This window comes from Actinophytocola sp. KF-1 (genome assembly GCF_054661535.1).
In genome coordinates this window covers 103,591-122,492 of record NZ_BAAFVK010000004.1, presented here as the reverse complement: position 1 = coordinate 122,492, position 18,902 = coordinate 103,591, and the positions used below count along the sequence as shown (strand labels likewise).

The window sequence follows — 18,902 nt, the reverse complement described above, 5'->3', positions numbered from 1 at the left end:
CCGGGCTCAGTCCGGGACGACGCGGACGATCACCCGCTGCTCGCCCTCCTTGCGCCACGGGTAGCTGTCGGCGCCGAGGTACTTCTTCGCGAGCTTGTCGATGTGCTCGTCGGCGCCGTGCTCGACGATCTCGGCGGTGCCGCGGACGGAGACGAGACGGTAGAAGTCGTTCTTGTCGACCACGGTCACGGCGACCTTCGGGTTGCGGAGCAGGTTGCGGTGCTTCACACGCCCCTTCGCGGTGTTGAACAGGATCGCCTCGCCGTCGGTGTCGATCCAGACCGGTGTCAGCTGCGGTGAGCCATCGGCCATCACCGTCGCGACGGTCGCGATCTGCGGCTCGCTCAGCAGCTCAAGTTCTTGAGGGCTCAACTTCTTGGTCATACCGCCACCAACCGGCCACGTCACGCGGCTATTCCCGGCGGCGGGGAAATAACCCGCTGGTACACGCAGTTAGGCTCGGAGACGAGATGAGTACGCCCACCCGCACCCACGACCTGCGTGCGCGCCTGTCCGACCTGATGATCCGGGACGAGCGGCGCCTGCGCCGCCGCATCGACAGCCTCGGGAAGATCAAGCAGCCCCACGTGCGGGACGCCAGGATCACGGAGATCGAAGAGGAGATCGACAAGGCCACGCGCCGAGTGGCGGCCCGTGCCGCGTCCGTGCCGAAGATCACCTTCCCCGACGAGCTGCCCATCAGCCAGCGACGGGACGAGATCCGCACGGCCATCGCGGAGAACCAGGTCGTGATCGTGGCCGGCGAGACCGGCTCGGGCAAGACCACGCAGCTGCCGAAGATCTGCCTCGAGCTGGGCCGGGGCGTGCGCGGGCTGATCGGCCACACGCAGCCGCGCCGCATCGCCGCGCGGACCGTCGCCGAACGGATCTCCGACGAGCTGGACGTGCCGCTGGGCGACGCCGTCGGCTGGAAGGTCCGGTTCACCGACCAGGTCAGCGACAAGACCTACGTCAAGCTGATGACCGACGGCATCCTGCTCGCCGAGCTGCAGTCCGACCGGATGCTGCGCCAGTACGACACGCTGATCATCGACGAGGCCCACGAACGCAGCCTCAACATCGACTTCATCCTCGGCTACCTCAAGCGCCTGCTGCCGCGCCGCCCCGACCTCAAGGTGATCATCACCTCGGCGACCATCGACCCGGAGCGGTTCGCCAGGCACTTCGACACCGGCGACGGACCCGCGCCGATCGTCGAGGTGTCCGGCCGGACCTACCCGGTCGAGGTCCGCTATCGCCCGATCGTCGACCCGGACGACCCGGACGCCGACCCGGAGCGTGACCAGACCCAGGCGATCCTCGACGCGGTCGACGAGCTGTCCGGCGAGGGACCTGGCGACATCCTCGTGTTCCTCTCCGGCGAGCGGGAGATCCGCGACACCACGGACGCGCTGGTCGCGCTGGACAAACCCGGGCTGGAGATCCTCCCGCTGTACGCGCGGCTGTCCGCGGGCGAACAACGCAGGGTGTTCCAGCGACATCGCGGGCGCCGCGTCGTGCTGGCCACGAACGTGGCGGAAACCTCACTGACCGTGCCCGGCATCAAGTACGTCATCGACCCCGGCTTCGCGCGGATCTCCCGGTACAGCAACCGGTTGAAGGTCCAGCGGCTGCCGATCGAGAAGATCTCGCAGGCGTCCGCCAACCAGCGCAAGGGCCGCTGCGGCCGCACCTCCGACGGCATCTGCGTCCGCCTCTACGCCGAGGACGACTTCGACGCGCGGCCCGAGTTCACCGACCCGGAGATCCTGCGGACCAACCTCGCGTCGGTCATCCTGCAGATGGCCGCCGCCGACCTCGGTGACATCGCCGAGTTCCCGTTCGTCGAGCCGCCGGACCGCCGCCACATCACCGACGGCATGAACCTGCTGCACGAGCTCGGCGCGCTGGAGACGTCCACGAAGGACACCACGCCACGGCTGACCCCGTTGGGGCGCAAGCTGTCCCGCCTGCCGGTCGACCCGCGGCTCGCCCGCATGGTCATCGAGGCGGACAAGAACGGCTGCGTCACCGAGGTCACGATCATCGCCGCCGCGCTGTCCATCCAGGACCCCCGCGAACGGCCCGCGGACAAGCAGGCGCAGGCCGACCAGATGCACGCCCGGTTCCGGGACCCGGAGTCGGACTTCATGTCCTACCTCAAGCTCTGGGACTACCTGACCGAGCAGAAGCGCGACATGTCCGGCAACCGGTTCCGCAGGCTGTGCCGCGCCGAGTACCTGAACTACCTGCGCGTGCGCGAGTGGCAGGACGTGGCCGGCCAGCTCAAGCAGATGGCGAAGAGCCTCGACGTCACGCCCAACGAGTCGCCTGCCCCCGCCAAGCAGGTGCACATGTCGCTGCTCTCGGGGCTGCTGTCGCACATCGGCCTCAAGGACGTGAAGGAGTCCAAACACGACTACCTGGGCGCCCGCAACGCCCGGTTCGGCATCTTCCCCGGCTCGGCGCTGTTCAAGAAGCAGCCGCGCTGGATCATGGCCGCGGAACTGGTCGAGACGACCAGGCTGTGGGGCCGGATCGTCGCCAAGATCGAACCGGAGTGGATCGAGCCGCTCGCCGGGCACCTCGTGCGCCGCAACTACAGCGAACCGCGGTGGGAGAAGAAGCGCGGCGCGGTGATGGCGTCCGAGCGGGTCACGTTGTTCGGCGTGCCGATCGTCGTCGACCGCCCGGTGAACTACGGCCGGATCGACCCGCCGGTGGCGCGCGAGCTGTTCATCCGGCACGCGCTCGTGCAGGGGGAGTGGGAGAGCAGGCACAGGTTCCTCAAGCAGAACGCGGCGCTGCTCAGCGAGGTCGAGGAGCTGGAGCACAAGGCGCGGCGCCGCGACATCGTGGTCGACGAGGAGACGCTGTTCGCGTTCTACGACGAGCGGGTCGGCCAGGACGTCGTGTCCGGGCGGCACTTCGACACGTGGTGGAAGAAGACGCGGGAGAAGCAGCCGGACCTGCTGACGTTCACCCGCGACCTGCTGGTGAACCCGGACGTCGGCGTCAGTCCGGAGGACTTCCCCGACGCCGTGCGGTCAGGCGGCGTCCGGCTGCCGCTGACCTACCGGTTCGAGCCCGGCGAGGCGACCGACGGCGTGACCGTGCGGGTGCCGCTGCCGCTGCTGAACCGGGTGAGTGCCGACGGGTTGCCGTGGCAGGTGCCCGGCATGCGCACCGAGCTGGTGACCGCGTTGATCCGGTCGCTGCCCAAACCGCTGCGCCGCAACTTCGTGCCGGTGCCGGACTACGTGGCCGCGGTCCTGGACCGGCTGGGCCCCGAACCCACGGTCGACGACGTCGGCGCCGTGCTGCGTGAGCTGACCGGCGTCGTCGTGCCGCCGGACGCGTGGCAGCTCGACCAGGTGCCGCAGCACCTGAAGACGACGTTCCAGGTGGTCGAGGAGTCCGACGGCACCCCGATCATCCAGGGCAAGGACCTCGGCGCGCTGCAACGGGAGCTGGCCGACCGGGTGCGTGAGTCGCTGGCGACCGGTGCGGAGGGCATCACCAGGTCGGGCCTGACGTCCTGGGACTTCGACGAGTTGCCCCGCAGTGTGTCACTGCGGCGCGCCGGCCAGCAGGTGACGGCGTACCCGGCACTCGTGGACGAGGGCGCGTCGGTGGCCATACGGCTGTTCGACAACCAGCGTGAGCAGGCCGCCGCCATGTGGCGCGGCACCCGCAAACTCGTCCTGCTGACCGTGCCGAACCCGGTGAAACAGGTCGTGCGCAGGCTGGACAACGCGACGAAGCTGGCCCTGTCGGCGAACCCGCACGGCAGCGTGCCGGGCCTGCTGGCGGACTGCCTGAACTGCGCGGCCGACCACCTGATCGCCGCGGCCGGTGGTCCGGTGTGGACGGCGGACGCGTTCCGGGCGTTGTGCGACACGGTGCGGGCGGACCTGCACGACGTCCTGTACGACGTGCTGGGCAAGACCCGCGGCGCGCTGGCGGTCGACGCGACGCTGGACGCGGCCCTGTCCAGGATGACCGGAAAGGTGTTCGCCGAGTCGGTGGCGGACATGCGCGCCCAGCGCGACGCCCTGGTGTTCGACGGCTTCGTGACCGCCACCGGGTACCGCCACCTGTCCGACGTGGAGCGGTACCTCACCGGCATCCTCCGCCGCATCGACAAGCTCCCCGAGCGACCCGCCCGTGACGCCGACTGGGCGTACGCGGTGCAGGGCGTGTGGGAGGCCTACGAGGAGGCGAAGGACCAGCTGGGCCCGGACGACCCCAAGCTGCGCGAGGTCCGCTGGATGATCGAGGAACTGCGGATCAGCTACTTCGCGCAGACGCTCAAGACCGCGTACCCGGTCTCGGAGAAACGCATCTACCGGGCCATCGACGAGGCACTGGGCTACTGACGCGCAGCTGTGCCGCCGCGAGGTGGACGAGCTCGCGTCAGCTGAACGGGGTACGCGGGCGCTCCTGCGGCTCGCCGTCGATGATCAGGTCCACCTTCTCGTTGTAGAAGCACGCCAGCCCGGCGATCTTCTGGCTCTCCGGCAGCGGCGTGCGGTAGATCCACACGACGTCCTCGTGGTCGCCGACGCTCCAGTAGTACGCCGTGCCCTTGTACGGGCAGGACGTCGTGGTCGTCGACGGGCGCAGCAGGTCCATGCGGACGTCCGACAGCGGCAGGTAGTAGCGCGGCGGCAGGGAGGTCTCGAACAGGATCCTCGGCTGCCGCGACGACGCGACCGTCTCCCCGTCGATCCGCACCTCCACGTGCCGCGAGCTGGCGAGGATGTCCACCCGCTTGTACGGGTCGCGCGGGTGCACGTAGATCGGCTCGTCCTCCTCCAGCCACTCGTCCATGGCGGAGAACTCGAGCCGCACCAGGTCGCCGTCGCGGCGGGCGGCGCCCGGCACCGTGACGTCGCCCGCCACCACGTCACCGGACGGCGTGATGGTCGCCAGCACGTCCGCCGACGGCAGGTAGTACGTCGGGTAGTAGGGGACCTCCCACACCAATACGGGTGACTTGCTGTCCGCGACCAACTGCCCACCCGCGTACACCCGGACCCGTTTCGGGCTCACCTCTGAGCGCATGCCGCCAAAATTACTCTGGACCTGGAGCGCGCTCCACGTACCACGATGGGCAGACATGAACACACGACGACTGGGAGATCGCCAGGTCAGCGCGCTGGGCTTCGGGTGCTGGGCCATCGGCGGCCCGTTCTCCGACACGGAAGGCAAACCACTCGGCTGGGGCGAGGTCGACGACGACGAGTCGATCGCCGCCGTCCACAAGGCGCTGGACCTCGGTGTCACGTTCTTCGACACCGCCGACGTCTACGGCGCGGGCCGCAGCGAGCGGGTGCTCGGGCGGGCGCTCGGCAAGCACCGCGACGAGGTGGTCGTCGCCAGCAAGTGGGGGAACGTGTTCGACGAGGACACGAAGGTGCTGACCGGCGCCGACAACTCCGTGGAATACATGCGTACCGCCATCCGGGCCACCCTGACCCGCCTCGGCACCGACTACCTCGACCTCTACCAGCTCCACACGGCACCGTCGGTCGCCGACGCCGAGGCGCTCGCCGACGCGGCGGAGGAGATGGTGAAGGAGGGGCTCATCCGCGGGTTCGCGTGGAGCACCGACGACCCCGAGCGCGCCGCCGCGTGGGCGGGCAGGCCCGGGTACGTCGCCGTCCAGCACGAGTGCAGCGTGCTGCACGACGCCCCCGAGATCCTCGACCTGTGCGCGCGGCACGACCTCGCGAGCGTCAACCGCACCCCGCTCGCCATGGGGCTGCTCGGCCGCCGGGACAGCAGCAGGCCCGCGACCGGCGCGGACATCCGCTCGGCCGCGCCCGAGTGGCTGCGGTTCTTCACCGACGGGGTGCCGGCCGCCGAGTGGGCGGCCACCGTGGACAGCCTGCGCGACATCCTCACCAGCGACGGCCGCACGCTGGCGCAGGGCGCGCTGGCCTGGCTGTGGGCACGCAGCGAACGGACCATCCCGATCCCGGGTTTCCGCAACGTCACCCAGGCGGCGGACAACGCGGGCGCGCTCGCCCACGGCCCGCTGCGGCCGGAGCAGATGACCGAGATCGCGCGGCTACTGCACGGGTGAGTCGGGCGGCGGGACCTGGTACACACGCGACCGTTCCACGTCGACCACACCGGGCACGGTCGACAAGGAGGCCAGCGCCTCCCCGTCGACCGTGCCGGTGACGACGCCGGCGCTGTCGAGCACCTCACTCACCCGCAGGCCCGCGGCCCGCAGTGCGTCCACCACTGTGGACATGTCGTCGACCTGGTCGTCGGCCACCGAGATGACCACCTGCTCGTCCGCCACCAGGCCTCCTCGATGTCAGGGCGCTTGCACCAATCCTGCCCCAACGTCGGTGCCCGGCAAAGGAAGCCGTCTGGCGAGCTGCGACAGCCGAGCCCACAGCTCCAGTCCACGCGCCCCGGTCGCCTGCGCGATGAGCGCCGCGACACCCGCCGCGTGCGGGGTCGCCATGCTGGTGCCGGAGATCCGCTTGTACCGCAGCGGCTGCGGCCAGCTGGAGTGGACGTCGACCCCGGGGCCGGTCAGGTCGACCGCGCCGATCGCGTCCACCGTCCCGCACGAGAACCACGCCATCGTCCGCGCCACGTCGATCGCGCTGACCGCCATGATCGACGGGCAGTTCGCCGGGTGCCCGACGGGGTTGATCCGGCCCGCCCGCCGGTCGCTCTCGTTGCCCGCCGCCGCGATGATCAGCGTGCCCTTCTCCAGGGCGCGTGTCGCGACGCGCTCGTAGGTGCGGGAGTACGCCTGACCCGGCTGGGTCGGCGCGCCGAGCGACATCGACACGACGGCGCACCCGTTGGTGATCGCCCAGTCGATGCCGGACAGGATGCCGCCGTCCGCGCCGGAGCCCTGGTTGCTCAGCACCTTGCCCGCGTAGATGTCCGCCTTGTACGCCACCCCGTAGCCGGGGCCGCTGTCGAGCTCGCGCGGTCCGCACGAGGTGCCGATGCAGTGCGTGCCGTGCCCGTGGCCGTCCTGCACCTCCTCGTTCTGGACGAACGACGCCGACACCACGGTCCGGTCGGCGAAGTCCGGGTGCGTCAGGTCGAAGCCGGTGTCCAGGACCGCCAGCTTGATGCCCTCGCCGGTCGCGGTGCTGTTCGGCGCGCCGGTGGCCTGCAGCCCCCAGGTGAACAGCGTCTCGTCGACCGTGGGCGCCTCCGTGTCGGCCGCGGGCGCGGAGGGTTCGATGGCCCGCACGTAGCGCTCCGGCTCGATCAACGCGATCGGGCCCGGCTCGTCCGCCGCCCGCGCCAGCGCCGTGACCTGCTCGTCGTCGGCGTTGACCAGTGCCACGCCCAGCTCGCTCATCAGGAGACCGTCGGCCTCCCAGAGCGCGGAGGGTTCGCCGTCGGCCGTGTCCGCGGTGCGGATGCCGGCCACCCGGTTCAGCTCGCTCGTCGCGCCGGTCCAGTCGTCCTCCAGCAGGACGAGGTACCGTCCCGTCGTCCCGTCTGCAGCCGTCGTCATGGCCGCCACCTTCTTCTCGTTCGCTCGGCTCGCGTACTAGGTAGTCGCACGCCGATGACGTGGTGTAACGGGCGTCACATGATCCGTCCGTCGGACCCGCTTCCAGGCGGGACGTTTATCGTCGAAAGCATGCAGAGCTGGCCATCCACCCCGGTGCCCCGCGTTCCCGGCACCCCCCGTCCGCTGCGGCTGTACGACACCGCGGCGGGCGAGATCCGTCCGACGGCACCCGGTCCGACCGCGACCATGTACGTCTGCGGCATCACCCCGTACGACGCCACCCACCTCGGGCACGCGGCGACCTACCTGGCGTTCGACCTGGTGCACCGGCAGTGGCTCGACAACGGCCACGAGGTGCACTACGTGCAGAACGTCACCGACGTGGACGACCCGCTGCTGGAGCGCGCCGAGCGCGACCAGGACGACTGGGTCGTGCTGGCGATGCGGGAGACGGCCCTGTTCCGCGAGGACATGACGGCGCTGCGGGTACTGCCGCCGCGGGACTACATCGGCGCGGTGGAGTCGATCCCGGAGATCGTGGAGACGGTCGGCAAGCTGCTCGCCGCGGGCGTCGCCTACCGGGTCGACGACGCCGAGTACCCCGACATCTACTACTCGCACCTGGCGTCCGGCCGGTTCGGCGCGGTGTCGAACTACTCGCCGGAGCAGATGGCCACCTTCTTCGCCGAGCGCGGCGGCGACCCCGACCGCCCCGGCAAGCGGCACCCGCTCGACGCGCTGCTGTGGCGTGCCGCGCGGCCGGGGGAGCCGAGCTGGGAGAGCGAGCTGGGGCCCGGGCGGCCCGGCTGGCACGTCGAGTGCAGCGTCATCGCGCTGAACCGGCTCGGCATGGGCTTCGACGTGCAGGGCGGCGGGTCGGACCTGATCTTCCCGCACCACGAGTTCAGCGCCGCGCACGCGGAGGCGCTGACCGGCGAGCACCCGTTCGCCCGGCACTACGCGCACGCCGGGATGATCGGGCTGGACGGCGAGAAGATGTCCAAGTCGCGCGGGAACCTCGTGTTCGTGTCCCGCCTGCGCGCCGACCAGGTCGACCCGATGGCCGTCCGGCTCGGGCTGCTGTCCGGTCACTACCGCCTCGACCGGCCGTGGACCGACGAGGTGCTGTCGTCGGCGCGGGAGCGGCTGGCGCGCTGGCGTGCCGCGGTGTCGCTGGCCGCCGCGCCGCCCGCCGAGGACCTGGTCGACCGGCTGCGGACGCACCTGGCGAACGACCTGGACACGCCGGCGGCGCTGGCGGCGGTCGACGCGTGGGCCGACGAGGCCCTGTCGGCCGGCGGGTCCGACGCGGGCAGCGGCGCGCTGGTGCGCACCGCCGTGGACGCGCTGCTCGGCGTCCTGCTCTGAGCGTGGCGGTGGCCCCGGTCCGTCTGACCGGGGCCACCGCTCAGACCGCGCGATCGTCAGGTGGGCCGGTCGCGTCAACGCCGTACCGTGGCGTAGCCCCGGCTCATCAGTGCCAGCGGTGCGGTCACGACCAGCAGCACGGCCGGGACGAGGAAGCCGAGCACCGTCGAGGAGTGGTAGATCGGCGTGAACGCGAGTGGTGCGGACGCCGCGCCGATGAACCGGAACGCCTGCACGACCGACACCGCGCCCGCCGGGTTGTGCTCGCTGGTCAATACGAGCGTATTGAGACCCACCTGGATGAACTGGGCGCAGAAGCCGCCGAGCGCCCAGAGCGCGCCGACCGCGCCCACCCACGGCACCACGCCGATCAAGGCCACCGGCACCGCACCCGCCATCGCGCCGATCAGCGCGCCCCTGCGGCCGCCGATGCGTTCGACGATCCGGCCAACGAGCCCCGCCGTGAGCATGCCGACCACCCCGAACCCGGTGAGCAGCAGCCCGCGCTGACCGGACGTCAGGCCGAAGCCGTCGTCGGTGCGGTACGCGACCAGGAACGTCAGGCCGCCGAGACAGCCCCAGCCCGCGAGCGCGACCACCGCGGCCCGCATCACCTCCGGGCGCCACGCGGAGCGCAGGCGGACCTTCTCCGGCTCGGCGCCGTCGCGCACCTCGTGCGGCACGCCGACCAGCGCCAGCACCACCGCCGCCACCCCGACACCGACGAACGCCAGCCGCCACGTCGCCTCGGCGGCGAGCCCGCCGACCAGCGGACCGCTCGTCTGCCCGGCCGCCTGCAGCGACGCGAACAACCCGAGCGAGCGCGACAGCCGGTCGCGGGGCGTGGTCGCGGCGAGCGTCGCCAGCAGCAGGGGAGTGGTGAACGCGTTCGCGATGCCCTGCACGGCACGGCCCGCGAGCAGCAGCGGGTACGCGGTCGCCACCACGCACAGCGCGGAACCCGCGAACGACACCACGTACGCGCCCAGCACACTGCGCCGCCTGCCCCAGCGGGCGCCGAGCGTGCCGGAGAACAGCATGAACGCGGCGAACGGCACCAGGTAGGCCGTGATGGTGGCCGAGGCCACCGACGTGGCGACGCCGAAGTCGCTGCCCAGCTCCGGCAGCATCGAGGCGGTGACGCCGCCGCCGAACGGTCCGAGGAACCCGCCTGCGTGCAGACCCGCGCGGGCGACCCGGTCGCGGTCGATCAAGCCCACCCGGTCAGACGCCCGACTGGCCCCGGCCCGGTCCCGGCCTGCGCCTCCGCAGGTAGCGCTCGAACTCGGCGGCGATCGCGTCGCCGCTCGTCTCGTTCAGCGCGAGGTCGGCGTCGCCGCGTTCCTCGAGCGCGCGGACGTAGTTGCGGACGTCCTCGTCCTCCTCGGCCATCTCGCTGACCGTGCGCTGCCACTCCTCGGCCTGGTCCGGCAGGTCGCCGAGCGGGACCTCCAGGTCGAGGACCTCCTCGACCCGGTGCAGCAGCGCGAGCGTGGCCTTCGGCGACGGCGGCTGCGACACGTAGTGCGGCACCGCGGCCCAGATCGAGATCGCGGGCACCCCGGCCTGCACGCACGCGTCCTGCAGCACGCCGACGATGCCGGTCGGGCCCTCGTACCGGGAACGTTCCAGACCGAAGCGGGCCGCCGACGCCGCGTCGTACGCGGTGCCGGTCACGGGCACCGGACGGGTGTGCGGGGTGTCGGCGAGCAGCGCGCCGAGCGTGATCACCGTGCTGATGCCCAGGTCGTCGATCTGCTCGAGCAGCTCGGCGCAGAACTTGCGCCACCGCATGTTCGGCTCGATGCCGTGCATGAGGACGACGTCCCTGGTCGCACCGGGGGGACGGCACACCGACAGCCGGGTGGTCGGCCACTCGACCCGGCGCGTCACCCCGTCGACCATGCGGACGGTGGGGCGCGTGACCTGGAAGTCGTAGTAGTCGTCCGGGTCGATCTCGGAGAGCGCGGTGGCCTCCCAGGTCAGCTGCAGGTGTTCGATGGCAGCCGTCGCCGCGTCGCCCGCGTCGTTCCACCCCTCGAAGGCACAGATCATCACTGGCTCGACGAGCGGCTCGCCGGCTGGGACGTCGGGTGCGGTCGGCTGCTGGTCCGGATCGGTCACCGGGCAAGCCTACGACCCGAGGGCCGCTCCCGGAGATCGTAGGCTGGTCGACATGCCAGCCGAGACCGAACCGAGGTCCCCCGACGTCCCGGCCGCCGTCCTGTGGGACCTGGACGGCACCATTCTCGATTCAGAGAAGCTCTGGGACATCCCGCTGTACGAGCTGACCGAGAAACTCGGTGGCAGGCTGTCCACGGCGACCCGGCAGGCGATGGTCGGCACCAACGTCATGGTGACCCTGCGGCTGCTGTACGCCGAGGTCGGCATCCCCGACCCGTCGCCAGAGCAGGTCGCCGACAGCGCCGCCTGGATCGACCGCCGCATGGCCGAGGTGTTCCGCGGCGACCTGCCCTGGCGGCCCGGCGCGGCCGAGGCGCTGGCGACCGTGCGGGCGGCCGGGTTGCGGATCGCGCTGGTCACGTCCACCGAGCGCGACCTGGTCGAGATCGCGCTCGACACGATCGGGCGGGACAACTTCGACGTCACCGTCTGCGGCGACGAGGTCGACGGCAGGAACAAGCCGCTGCCCGAGCCGTACCTCAAGGCGTGCCGCCTGCTCGACGTCGACCCGGCCGCGTGCGTCGCGATCGAGGACTCGCCGACCGGGGTCTCGTCCGCGGTGGCCGCGGGCGCGACGGTGCTGGTCGTGCCGTGCGAGGTCGACGTGGACCCGGGGGAGCGGCGCGTGTTCCGGACGTCGCTCGAGGGGCTTTCCGTGGCCGACCTCACGGCCCTGGTGGGCTGACCCGAAAGTGGGTTGGCCGGTGATGGCAGGATCATCGTCGTGAAGACGTTCGACGAGCTGTTCGCCGAACTCCGCGACCGGGCGGTCAACCGCCCCGAGGGCTCCGGCACCGTCGCCGCGCTCGACGCGGGGGTCCATGCGCAGGGCAAGAAGGTGCTTGAAGAGGCGGGCGAGGTGTGGATCGCCGCCGAACACGAGTCCGACGAGCGCCTTGCCGAAGAGGTGTCCCAGCTGCTGTACCGCGTGCAGGTGCTGATGCTCGGGCGCGGCCTCACCCTGGATGACGTCTACCGCCACCTCTGAGGAGTTCGCCGATGTTGCGGGTTGCCGTGCCGAACAAGGGTGCGCTGGCCGCGCCCGCCGCCGAGATGCTGGCCGAGGCGGGCTACCGGAAACGCCATGACCAGCGCGACCTGACCGTGCTCGACCCCGCGAACGACGTCGAGTTCTTCTTCCTCCGGCCGAAGGACATCCCGATCTACGTCGGTTCCGGTGAGCTGGACCTCGGCATCACCGGCCGCGACCAGGCGCTGGAGTCGGCGGCGCCGGTCGCCGAGCGGCTGCCGCTCGGCTTCGGCGGGTCGACATTCCGCTACGCCGCGCCCGCGGGCACCGACTGGAAGATCGAGGACCTGGCGGGCAAGCGCCTCGCGACGTCCTACCCGAACCTGGTCAAGCAGGACCTGGCCGTGCGCGGCATCGACGCGACCGTCATCCGCCTCGACGGGGCCGTGGAGATCTCGGTCCAGCTGGGCGTCGCCGACGCGGTGGCCGACGTCGTCGACTCCGGCCGCACCCTCCGCCAGCACAACCTGGTCGTCTTCGGCGACCCGATCTGCAGGTCGGAGGCCGTCCTCGTGCACGGCACGAACGCCCCCGACTCCGCCGCGAAGGAGCAGCTTGCGGGGCGCCTGCAGGGTGTGGTGTTCGCGCAGCAGTACATGATGCTGGACTACGACTGCCCGAAGTCCCTGCTCGACGAGGCCATCACGGTGACGCCCGGGCTGGAGTCGCCGACCGTGGCGCCGCTCGCGTCGCCCGAGTGGGTGGCCGTCCGCGCGATGGTGCCGAGGAAGGAAGCCAACGCGGTCATGGACAAGCTCGCGGCGCTGGGCGCGCGGGCGGTCCTGGCGTCGGACATCCGCTCCTGCCGCCTCTGACACCCGATGCCCTCGACGACGCCCTCGGGACGTTGAGTGCGCTGAAGCGTGGACCCGGCGTTCGTCTACTGCGGTCGGATCAGCAGTGCCTGCGCGCCGCGGCCCACGGCACCGCTCAGGTCGTGCAGTACCGACACCGCCGTGCCGAAGCCGTCCGGGCCGATGGCCGTCTTCGCGTCCAGCGCGATCCACTCGCCTGCCGGTTCGCGGTACACGTGCACCGTCAGCTCCGAGTTGATGAACAGCCACTTCCTCGGGTCCAGCAGGCTCGACACGCCGTTGCCCGAGTCGGCCACCGTCAGCACGCGCTGCAGGCCCGACGGTTCCTCGTCGCCCACCAGCGGGACCTGCTGCCGCGCCCACACCGTCGCCGGGCCCGGTTCGCCGAGTGACCCCGCCAGGGAGCGCCACTCCATGACGTCCAGGTAGCCGGGGTGCCAGCCCTCCGGCCGGGTCATCACCCGGCCCGCCGACGGCGGCGCCAACGGCTCGTCGATCGTGGCCGCGACCGCGCTCGTGTCCGAGCGGACGATCCGCCACGCCCTCGCCCGCACCGCCACGCGGCCGCCGGCCGACAGTTCCGCGCTCAGCAGTTCCACCGACCGGCCCGGCCGGTCCACGGCCGCGGTCACCGACAGCTCGGCCACCGGGACCGGGCCCAGGATCTCGACCGTCACGCGCGCGATCGTCATGGGCACGGCCGAGGGCAGCCGCTCCATCGCGCGCACCAGCAGTGCCGACGGCGGGCCGAGGTGCTGGGTCTGCGACGACCACGGGCCCGTGGTGTGCACAGTGGACCGGTAGCGGTCGTCGCCGAGTGGTTCGTAGAACATTCAGTCCGCCCTGTCCACAACGGATTCGTCGCCCGCGTCGGGTTCCGGCCAGCCCGGGTACTCCGGTGGCGTGCCACCGAACTCCGGGCACAGCGCCTGGTGTGAGCACCAGTCGCACAGCCTGCTCTTGTTCGGCCGGAAGTCACCGGTCTTGCCCGCACGCAGGATCGCCTGCCACACCGCGTCGAGGGTCCGCTCGAAGCGCAGCAGCTCCGCCTCGTCCGGGGTGTACCGCAGGGACTGCCGGTCGGCCAGGTACATCAGCCACAGCTGCTTGGGCACCACGCCACGCAGGCGCCACAGCACGAGCGCGTAGAACTTCATCTGGAACAGCGCCTTGGCCTCGCCGATCTCGCGGGGCGCCGTGCCGGTCTTGTAGTCGACGACGCGGATCTCCCCGGTCGGCGCGACGTCCAGCCGGTCGATGTAGCCGCGCAGCAGCACCCCGGACGGCAGCTCGGTCTCCACCAGCAGCTCGCGTGCCTCCGGGTCGAGGCGGCGCGGGTCCTCCAGCGTGAAGTACCCGTCGATCAACCGCGCCGCCGACTCCAGCCAGTGGTCCTGGCTGTCCTCGGTGGGGAACAGGTCGGCCAGCTCCTGCCGTTCCTCCCGCAGCCGCGCCCACACCGGGCCGAGCAGCGCGTGCGCCCGGTCGGGCACCCGCTCGGCCGCCGGCAACGCGAACAGCTCCTCCAGCACCGCGTGCACGACGATCCCGCGCACCTGGGCGACCGACGGCGTCTCGGGCAGCCGGTCCACCGCCCGGAACCGGTACAGCAGGGGGCACTGCTTGAAGTCACCGGCCCGCGACGGCGACAACGCGGGCCTGCGCGGCAGCGGCACGTCCTCCTCGACGATCGCGGCAGGGGTTTCCGTCATGACCAAGACCCTAGGCGGTACCACCGACAATTCCGGGCAAGGGCCGCGCATGTCCGTCTCACACGGCTTTCCCACATGTTTCCCCTTAGTCTGCTTCGCATGACACACGGACCGGACTGGGCCGAGCGCGACGGGGGCCTGCTGCTCTTCCGGTTCCGTGGGGTGCCCGTGCTGCTGTCACCGTCGTGGTGGATCGGGTCGGTCGCGATCGTCGTGCTCTACGCGCCGCTGGTCGAACGCTTCCTGCCGAACGCGGACGCGGTCGTGTCCATCTCGCTCGCCGCGGCCTTCGCGGTGCTCCTGGGCGTCTCGGTGCTCGCGCACGAGCTCGGGCACTGCGTGGTCGCGCTGCAACTGGGCATCCCGGTGCGCAGGCTGCGGTTGTTCCTGCTCGGCGGCCTCGCCGAGATCAGCAGGACCCCGCGCAAACCGTCGCAGGAGGGCATGATCGCCGCGGCAGGCCCCGCCGTGTCCGCGGTGCTGGCCGGGCTGTGCGGCGTCCTGCTGCTGTTCATGCCGTCCGAGGGCCCGGTCTGGCTGCTCGTGCTCGAGTGCGCGGTCGCCAACGTGGCCGTCGCCGTCTTCAACATCCTGCCCGGCCTGCCGCTGGACGGCGGCCGCCTGCTGCGCGCCGGCGTCTGGGCCGTGTCGGGGCAGCGGGGGATCGGCACCCGCGCCGCGGTCGTCGGTGGCTGGCTGGTCGCCGGGCTGCTGATGCTGTGGGCGCTGTGGGGCCTCGCCAACGAGAGCCCCGACCGCTGGCTGCGCCTGGGCGTGTGCGCGCTCACCGCGTGGTTCGTCGTGTCCGGCGCGCGGGGTGAGCTCGCCGCCGACCAGCGCAGGAACTGGCCGGACGGGCTCGCGCTCGCCGACCTGGTGCGCCCGATCCTGCAGCTGCCCGCGGAGAGCCCGGTGGCCGACGCGCTCAGCGCCGCCGCGGGGCGCGGGGTGGTGCTGGTGCGTGCCGACGGGGTCGCGGCCGGCCTGCTCGACCCGGTCGCCGCGGAACGCCTGGCGGAGACGTCACCGATGGCGCCCGCCGAGCAGGCCGCCGAGCCGATCCGCCCCGAGTCGGTGCTCCTGGACTCCGAGGCGGGCGAGGACATCGCCGAACGCGTCGCGGAGACCGCGGCCTGGCAGTTCCTGGTGGTCAACGAGGAGGGCAGGCCCGCGGGCGTCCTCCACCGGGACGACCTGCGGGCCAGCCTGATCCCCCGGCACAGGTACTAGCTGGTCTTCGGGATCGGGTTCGGGATCGTGTCGTCCTTGGCCGTCGGCTCCTCGGCGCCGCTGGTCCCGTCACTGCCCTCGGAGTCGCTCGACCCGTTGTAGATGCCGCAGACGACCCACCGGCCGTCCTCCTTCTTGACGTCCATCTTCAGCGGGTCGCGCTCCCGGTCGCCACGCTTCTGCGTCATGTCGAACGTGGCGCCCTCACCCTCCTCCTTGAAGTTGGCGACGGTGAACGTCGTCGGGTCCGGCTTCTCAGACGCGTCGTCGTCCTTCTTCGCGTCCTGCAGCTCGCCGTTCAGCTCCTTGTAGTCGTCCGCGCACATCAGCGGCTTGACCTTGTCCAGGGAGGCGTCCGCGGGTGCCTTGCTCACCGCGGCGCCCAGCTCCTCGACGTAGGCGTCGGCGGCCGCACGCGGGCTGTCCGCACCGCCGCCCGAACCGCCGTTGTCGTCCTTGAGCAGCAGGAACGCGGCGACACCCCCGCCGCCGACCACCAGCACGGCCACGATCACGAGCGTGACGATCAGCCCGGTCTTCTTCTTCGGGGGCGGGGCGGCCGGGTAGCCGGGCTGCTGACCCCACTGCGGAGCGCCGTACGGCTGCTGCCCGTACTGCGGTTGCTGCCCGTACGGGTTCTGCTGACCGTACGGGTTCTGCTGGCCGTAGGGGTCCTGCGGACCGTACGGGCCGGGCTGCTGCGGTGGGTACGTCATGATCTCCCCTGATGATCACATGCTGGCTGGCGTGGTCAGGGTAGTGCCGGTCCCCGTCAACGAGCCGTCGCGGGTCTCTGCGACCATCACGCGGTCGGCATCGGCACGGACGAGATGGAGCGGGATTCGGGTGACGGAGGTCAGGGCGAGCGGGCCGTTTCGGGTGGGCGACCGGGTACAGCTCACCGATCCGAAGGGACGGCACTACACGCTCGTGCTCGCGGAGGGCGAGCAGTACCACACCCACCGGGGCGCGGTGGCCCACGACGACCTCATCGGACAGCCGGAGGGCTCGGTCGTCACGTCCGTCGGCGGCACCGGCTACCTCGCGCTCCGCCCGCGCCTCGCCGACTACGTGCTCTCCATGCCGCGCGGCGCGCAGGTGATCTACCCGAAGGACAGCGGGCAGATCGTCATGTGGGGCGACATCTTCCCCGGGGCGCGCGTGCTGGAGGCGGGCGCGGGCTCCGGTGCGCTCACCTGCTCGCTGCTGCGGGCCGTCGGCCCGGAGGGGCAGGTCATCTCCTACGAGGTCCGCGACGACCACGCCGTGCACGCGGTCCGCAACGTGACCTCGTTCTTCGGCGAGGAACCCAAGAACTGGGACCTGCGGGTCCGTGACCTCGCCACCCACGAGGGCGAGGTCGACCGGGTCATCCTGGACATGCTCTCGCCCGAGGAGGTGCTGCCGACGGTCGCGGCGAACCTCATCCCGGGCGGGGTGCTCGTGGTGTACGTGGCGACGACGACGCAGCTGTCGCGGGTCACCGAGGCACTGCGCGAACAGCAGTGCTGGACCGAGCCGGAGGCGTGGGAGACGCTCATGCGGCCCTGGCACGTGGTCGGCCTCGCCGTGCGGCCCGAGCACCGCATGCAGGCGCACACGGCGTTCCTGCTGACGGCCCGCAGGCTCGCCGACGGCGTGGTGACGCCGAGACCGCAGCGACGCGGCCGCCAGCCCTGACCCGCGCGGGCCAGGGCAGGCGTCACGTCACGGGATGCACCAGCGGCCGTCCTTCTTGGTCAGCGGCATGGGCACCGTGGCGGGCTCGTTCTGCCCGATGGTCAGCTTGAGGTCGACGGTCGCCGTGTCCCCGGTGATCTTCGGCTCGCCGACCACCTCGGCCTTGGCGTCGGCGGGGAACGTCTCCTCGGTGCCCGCGCTGCCGGGGTCGCAGGACAGCTCGTTCAGCGTGGTGACGTCGGCGCCGGAGATCGCGGTGGCGACCTGCTCGGCGACCGACTCCGCGTCCTGCGCGTCCTTGGGCGCCTCCGGCGCGCCGGTCACTCCGGTCGCCGTCGCGGGCGGGGCCACCGAGGCGCTCGGCGACGCCGTGCCCTCGGTCGTCGGCGCCGCGGACCCGGTGATCGTCGGCACGTCGTGGGACTGGTCCGCCTGGTTGCCCGAGTCGTCGCCGCTGGTCAGCAGGTAGACCACGAGCCCGGCGACCAGGAGCACGACCACCGCGACGACCGAGATGATCAGGACCTTGTTCCGCCCGCCGGCGGGCCCGGTCGCCTCGCCGCTGCCCGTCCCGGCGTCGCCGGGGGTCGCGACGTCCTCGTCAGATCGAGACACACCAGGCTCCGTCCTTGAACTCCAGCGGCAGCGGGATCGCCTGGCCGGAGGCGCCCTGCACGGTGATGTCCACCGTGGCGAGCGTGTCGCTGACCATGGTGACCTCGCCCACCTCGGCGGTCGCCTGGCCCGCGAGCGCGTCGTACATGGTGCCGCCGCCGCTCTTCTCGCAGGTCAGCTCGGTGGCCGCGGCCTCGTCCTCGTTGTTGACGGCGTCGGTGTAGTCCTGCGCGGCCGCGGCGACCTCCTCCGGGTCGCCCCCGCCGCCGGGCTCCTCCTCGGTGGTGGTCTCGTCCGTCGGCTCGTCCTCCGACGTCGGGTCGTCCCCGGTGGTCGGCTCGGACGACTGGCTCGTCTCCTTGCCGCCCGCCGTGTTGCCCGACCCGTTGTCGTCCTTGTTGAGCAGCAGGAACGTGGTGATGCCGCCACCGACCAGCAGCACCGCGATCACGACGATCGCGATGATCATGCCGCGCTTGCTCTTGGGCGGCTCGCCGCCCGGGTAACCGGGCTGGCCGCCGTACTGCTGCTGGCCGTAGGGGTCGGTGCCGAACTGGCTGGTCTGCCCGTACTGGCCGTACTGACCGCCCTGCTGCGGCTGCTGGCCGTACTGACCACCCTGCTGCGGCTGGCCGTACTGGCCGCCCTGCTGCGGCTGCTGGCCGTACTGCCCGTACTGCCCGGGTTGGCCCTGCTGGCCGTAGGGGTCCTGCTGGCCGTACGGACCGGGCTGGCCCGGCTGCGGCGGGTACGTCATGACT

At 71.6% G+C, this 18,902-nt stretch carries 19 protein-coding genes; 8 read left to right on the top strand and 11 right to left on the bottom strand.

The features are described from left to right. Positions 1–6 precede the first annotated feature (6 nt). Positions 7–384 carry a PPOX class F420-dependent oxidoreductase gene (locus tag ACYQ77_RS13630; protein WP_459710977.1) on the bottom strand — a complete coding sequence of 126 codons (378 nt, stop codon included), beginning with the start codon at positions 382–384 and terminating at the stop codon, positions 7–9. A gap of 86 nt (positions 385–470) precedes the next feature. Between ACYQ77_RS13630 and hrpA the strand changes: the two genes are divergently transcribed. Next, positions 471–4,379, top strand: coding sequence for an ATP-dependent RNA helicase HrpA (hrpA, locus tag ACYQ77_RS13625; protein ID WP_459710976.1), 3,909 nt, complete (start codon positions 471–473; stop codon positions 4,377–4,379). 37 nt (positions 4,380–4,416) lie between these two features. On the opposite strand, the gene ACYQ77_RS13620 is transcribed toward hrpA, so the two are convergent. Beyond that, positions 4,417–5,067 carry a DUF427 domain-containing protein gene (locus ACYQ77_RS13620; RefSeq protein ID WP_459710974.1) on the bottom strand — a complete coding sequence of 217 codons (651 nt, stop codon included), beginning with the start codon at positions 5,065–5,067 and terminating at the stop codon, positions 4,417–4,419. A 55-nt stretch (positions 5,068–5,122) separates the two neighbouring features. On the opposite strand from ACYQ77_RS13620, the gene ACYQ77_RS13615 reads away from it, so the two are divergent. Beyond that, the gene (locus ACYQ77_RS13615; RefSeq protein ID WP_459710972.1) at positions 5,123–6,091 is read left to right on the top strand and encodes an aldo/keto reductase; all 969 of its coding nucleotides are present in this window, start codon (positions 5,123–5,125) and stop codon (positions 6,089–6,091) included. On the opposite strand, the gene ACYQ77_RS13610 is transcribed toward ACYQ77_RS13615, so the two are convergent. Both ACYQ77_RS13610 and ACYQ77_RS13605 read right to left on the bottom strand, forming a co-directional pair. After that, positions 6,077–6,316: a hypothetical protein gene (locus ACYQ77_RS13610; protein WP_459710970.1), complete on the bottom strand. Its 240-nt coding sequence runs from the start codon at positions 6,314–6,316 to the stop codon at positions 6,077–6,079. The two genes, ACYQ77_RS13615 and ACYQ77_RS13610, sit on opposite strands and share 15 nt — an antisense overlap. Before the next feature lie 15 nt (positions 6,317–6,331). Next, positions 6,332–7,507 carry a S8 family peptidase gene (locus tag ACYQ77_RS13605; protein ID WP_459710968.1) on the bottom strand — a complete coding sequence of 392 codons (1,176 nt, stop codon included), beginning with the start codon at positions 7,505–7,507 and terminating at the stop codon, positions 6,332–6,334. 129 nt (positions 7,508–7,636) lie between these two features. Here ACYQ77_RS13605 and mshC point away from each other — a divergent pair, with 129 nt between their 5' ends. Then, entirely contained in the window at positions 7,637–8,875 is a 1,239-nt protein-coding gene (mshC, locus tag ACYQ77_RS13600) for a cysteine--1-D-myo-inosityl 2-amino-2-deoxy-alpha-D-glucopyranoside ligase (protein ID WP_459710965.1), read from the top strand. Between the two features lie 74 nt (positions 8,876–8,949). Here the strand turns inward: mshC and ACYQ77_RS13595 are convergent, their stop codons facing one another. Together ACYQ77_RS13595 and ACYQ77_RS13590 are read right to left on the bottom strand one after the other, a co-directional pair. Then, positions 8,950–10,089 carry an MFS transporter gene (locus tag ACYQ77_RS13595; protein WP_459710963.1) on the bottom strand — a complete coding sequence of 380 codons (1,140 nt, stop codon included), beginning with the start codon at positions 10,087–10,089 and terminating at the stop codon, positions 8,950–8,952. A 10-nt stretch (positions 10,090–10,099) separates the two neighbouring features. Beyond that, entirely contained in the window at positions 10,100–10,999 is a 900-nt protein-coding gene (locus tag ACYQ77_RS13590) for a PAC2 family protein (protein ID WP_459710961.1), read from the bottom strand. A gap of 52 nt (positions 11,000–11,051) precedes the next feature. Between ACYQ77_RS13590 and ACYQ77_RS13585 the strand changes: the two genes are divergently transcribed. From ACYQ77_RS13585 to hisG, 3 genes are read left to right on the top strand one after another with little or no spacing between them, the layout of a single operon-like run. Further along, positions 11,052–11,744 (top strand): HAD family hydrolase, encoded by a 693-nt coding sequence (locus tag ACYQ77_RS13585; RefSeq protein WP_459710959.1) that lies wholly within the window; start codon positions 11,052–11,054, stop codon positions 11,742–11,744. 39 nt (positions 11,745–11,783) lie between these two features. Then, a complete protein-coding gene (locus ACYQ77_RS13580; protein WP_184809902.1) occupies positions 11,784–12,047 on the top strand; it encodes a phosphoribosyl-ATP diphosphatase in 264 nt (87 codons plus the stop codon). An 11-nt stretch (positions 12,048–12,058) separates the two neighbouring features. After that, on the top strand, positions 12,059–12,904 hold the full coding sequence (hisG, locus tag ACYQ77_RS13575) for an ATP phosphoribosyltransferase (RefSeq protein ID WP_459710957.1): 846 nt from the start codon (positions 12,059–12,061) through the stop codon (positions 12,902–12,904). Between the two features lie 65 nt (positions 12,905–12,969). On the opposite strand, the gene ACYQ77_RS13570 is transcribed toward hisG, so the two are convergent. Further along, positions 12,970–13,737, bottom strand: coding sequence for a thioesterase family protein (locus tag ACYQ77_RS13570; protein ID WP_459710955.1), 768 nt, complete (start codon positions 13,735–13,737; stop codon positions 12,970–12,972). Next, entirely contained in the window at positions 13,738–14,616 is an 879-nt protein-coding gene (locus ACYQ77_RS13565; RefSeq protein ID WP_459710953.1) for a RecB family exonuclease, read from the bottom strand. It lies immediately after the preceding gene. A gap of 99 nt (positions 14,617–14,715) precedes the next feature. On the opposite strand from ACYQ77_RS13565, the gene ACYQ77_RS13560 reads away from it, so the two are divergent. Next, the gene (locus ACYQ77_RS13560) at positions 14,716–15,846 is read left to right on the top strand and encodes a M50 family metallopeptidase (RefSeq protein ID WP_459710951.1); all 1,131 of its coding nucleotides are present in this window, start codon (positions 14,716–14,718) and stop codon (positions 15,844–15,846) included. Here the strand turns inward: ACYQ77_RS13560 and ACYQ77_RS13555 are convergent. Beyond that, positions 15,843–16,562: an Rv0361 family membrane protein gene (locus tag ACYQ77_RS13555; protein WP_459710950.1), complete on the bottom strand. Its 720-nt coding sequence runs from the start codon at positions 16,560–16,562 to the stop codon at positions 15,843–15,845. The two genes, ACYQ77_RS13560 and ACYQ77_RS13555, sit on opposite strands and share 4 nt — an antisense overlap. A gap of 130 nt (positions 16,563–16,692) precedes the next feature. On the opposite strand from ACYQ77_RS13555, the gene ACYQ77_RS13550 reads away from it, so the two are divergent. Next, positions 16,693–17,526 (top strand): tRNA (adenine-N1)-methyltransferase, encoded by an 834-nt coding sequence (locus ACYQ77_RS13550; RefSeq protein WP_459710948.1) that lies wholly within the window; start codon positions 16,693–16,695, stop codon positions 17,524–17,526. Between the two features lie 27 nt (positions 17,527–17,553). Here ACYQ77_RS13550 and ACYQ77_RS13545 read toward each other — a convergent pair whose 3' ends face one another. Together ACYQ77_RS13545 and ACYQ77_RS13540 are read right to left on the bottom strand one after the other, a co-directional pair. After that, on the bottom strand, positions 17,554–18,141 hold the full coding sequence (locus ACYQ77_RS13545; RefSeq protein WP_459710946.1) for a hypothetical protein: 588 nt from the start codon (positions 18,139–18,141) through the stop codon (positions 17,554–17,556). Beyond that, positions 18,128–18,898 (bottom strand): hypothetical protein, encoded by a 771-nt coding sequence (locus ACYQ77_RS13540; protein WP_459710944.1) that lies wholly within the window; start codon positions 18,896–18,898, stop codon positions 18,128–18,130. The genes ACYQ77_RS13545 and ACYQ77_RS13540 overlap by 14 nt, the downstream gene beginning before the upstream one ends. Positions 18,899–18,902: the final 4 nt, after the last annotated feature.

What these genes read in the sequence shown, in the direction of transcription:
- hrpA (WP_459710976.1), top strand. Translation starts at nt 471, where the DNA reads ATGAGTACGCCCACCCGCACCCACGACCTGCGTGCGCGCCTGTCCGAC.
- ACYQ77_RS13540 (WP_459710944.1), bottom strand. Translation starts at nt 18,898, where the DNA reads ATGACGTACCCGCCGCAGCCGGGCCAGCCCGGTCCGTACGGCCAGCAG.
- ACYQ77_RS13565 (WP_459710953.1), bottom strand. Translation starts at nt 14,616, where the DNA reads ATGACGGAAACCCCTGCCGCGATCGTCGAGGAGGACGTGCCGCTGCCG.
- mshC (WP_459710965.1), top strand. Translation starts at nt 7,637, where the DNA reads ATGCAGAGCTGGCCATCCACCCCGGTGCCCCGCGTTCCCGGCACCCCC.
- ACYQ77_RS13605 (WP_459710968.1), bottom strand. Translation starts at nt 7,507, where the DNA reads ATGACGACGGCTGCAGACGGGACGACGGGACGGTACCTCGTCCTGCTG.
- ACYQ77_RS13570 (WP_459710955.1), bottom strand. Translation starts at nt 13,737, where the DNA reads ATGTTCTACGAACCACTCGGCGACGACCGCTACCGGTCCACTGTGCAC.
- hisG (WP_459710957.1), top strand. Translation starts at nt 12,059, where the DNA reads ATGTTGCGGGTTGCCGTGCCGAACAAGGGTGCGCTGGCCGCGCCCGCC.
- ACYQ77_RS13615 (WP_459710972.1), top strand. Translation starts at nt 5,123, where the DNA reads ATGAACACACGACGACTGGGAGATCGCCAGGTCAGCGCGCTGGGCTTC.
- ACYQ77_RS13560 (WP_459710951.1), top strand. Translation starts at nt 14,716, where the DNA reads ATGACACACGGACCGGACTGGGCCGAGCGCGACGGGGGCCTGCTGCTC.
- ACYQ77_RS13555 (WP_459710950.1), bottom strand. Translation starts at nt 16,562, where the DNA reads ATGACGTACCCACCGCAGCAGCCCGGCCCGTACGGTCCGCAGGACCCC.
- ACYQ77_RS13630 (WP_459710977.1), bottom strand. Translation starts at nt 384, where the DNA reads ATGACCAAGAAGTTGAGCCCTCAAGAACTTGAGCTGCTGAGCGAGCCG.
- ACYQ77_RS13620 (WP_459710974.1), bottom strand. Translation starts at nt 5,067, where the DNA reads ATGCGCTCAGAGGTGAGCCCGAAACGGGTCCGGGTGTACGCGGGTGGG.
- ACYQ77_RS13585 (WP_459710959.1), top strand. Translation starts at nt 11,052, where the DNA reads ATGCCAGCCGAGACCGAACCGAGGTCCCCCGACGTCCCGGCCGCCGTC.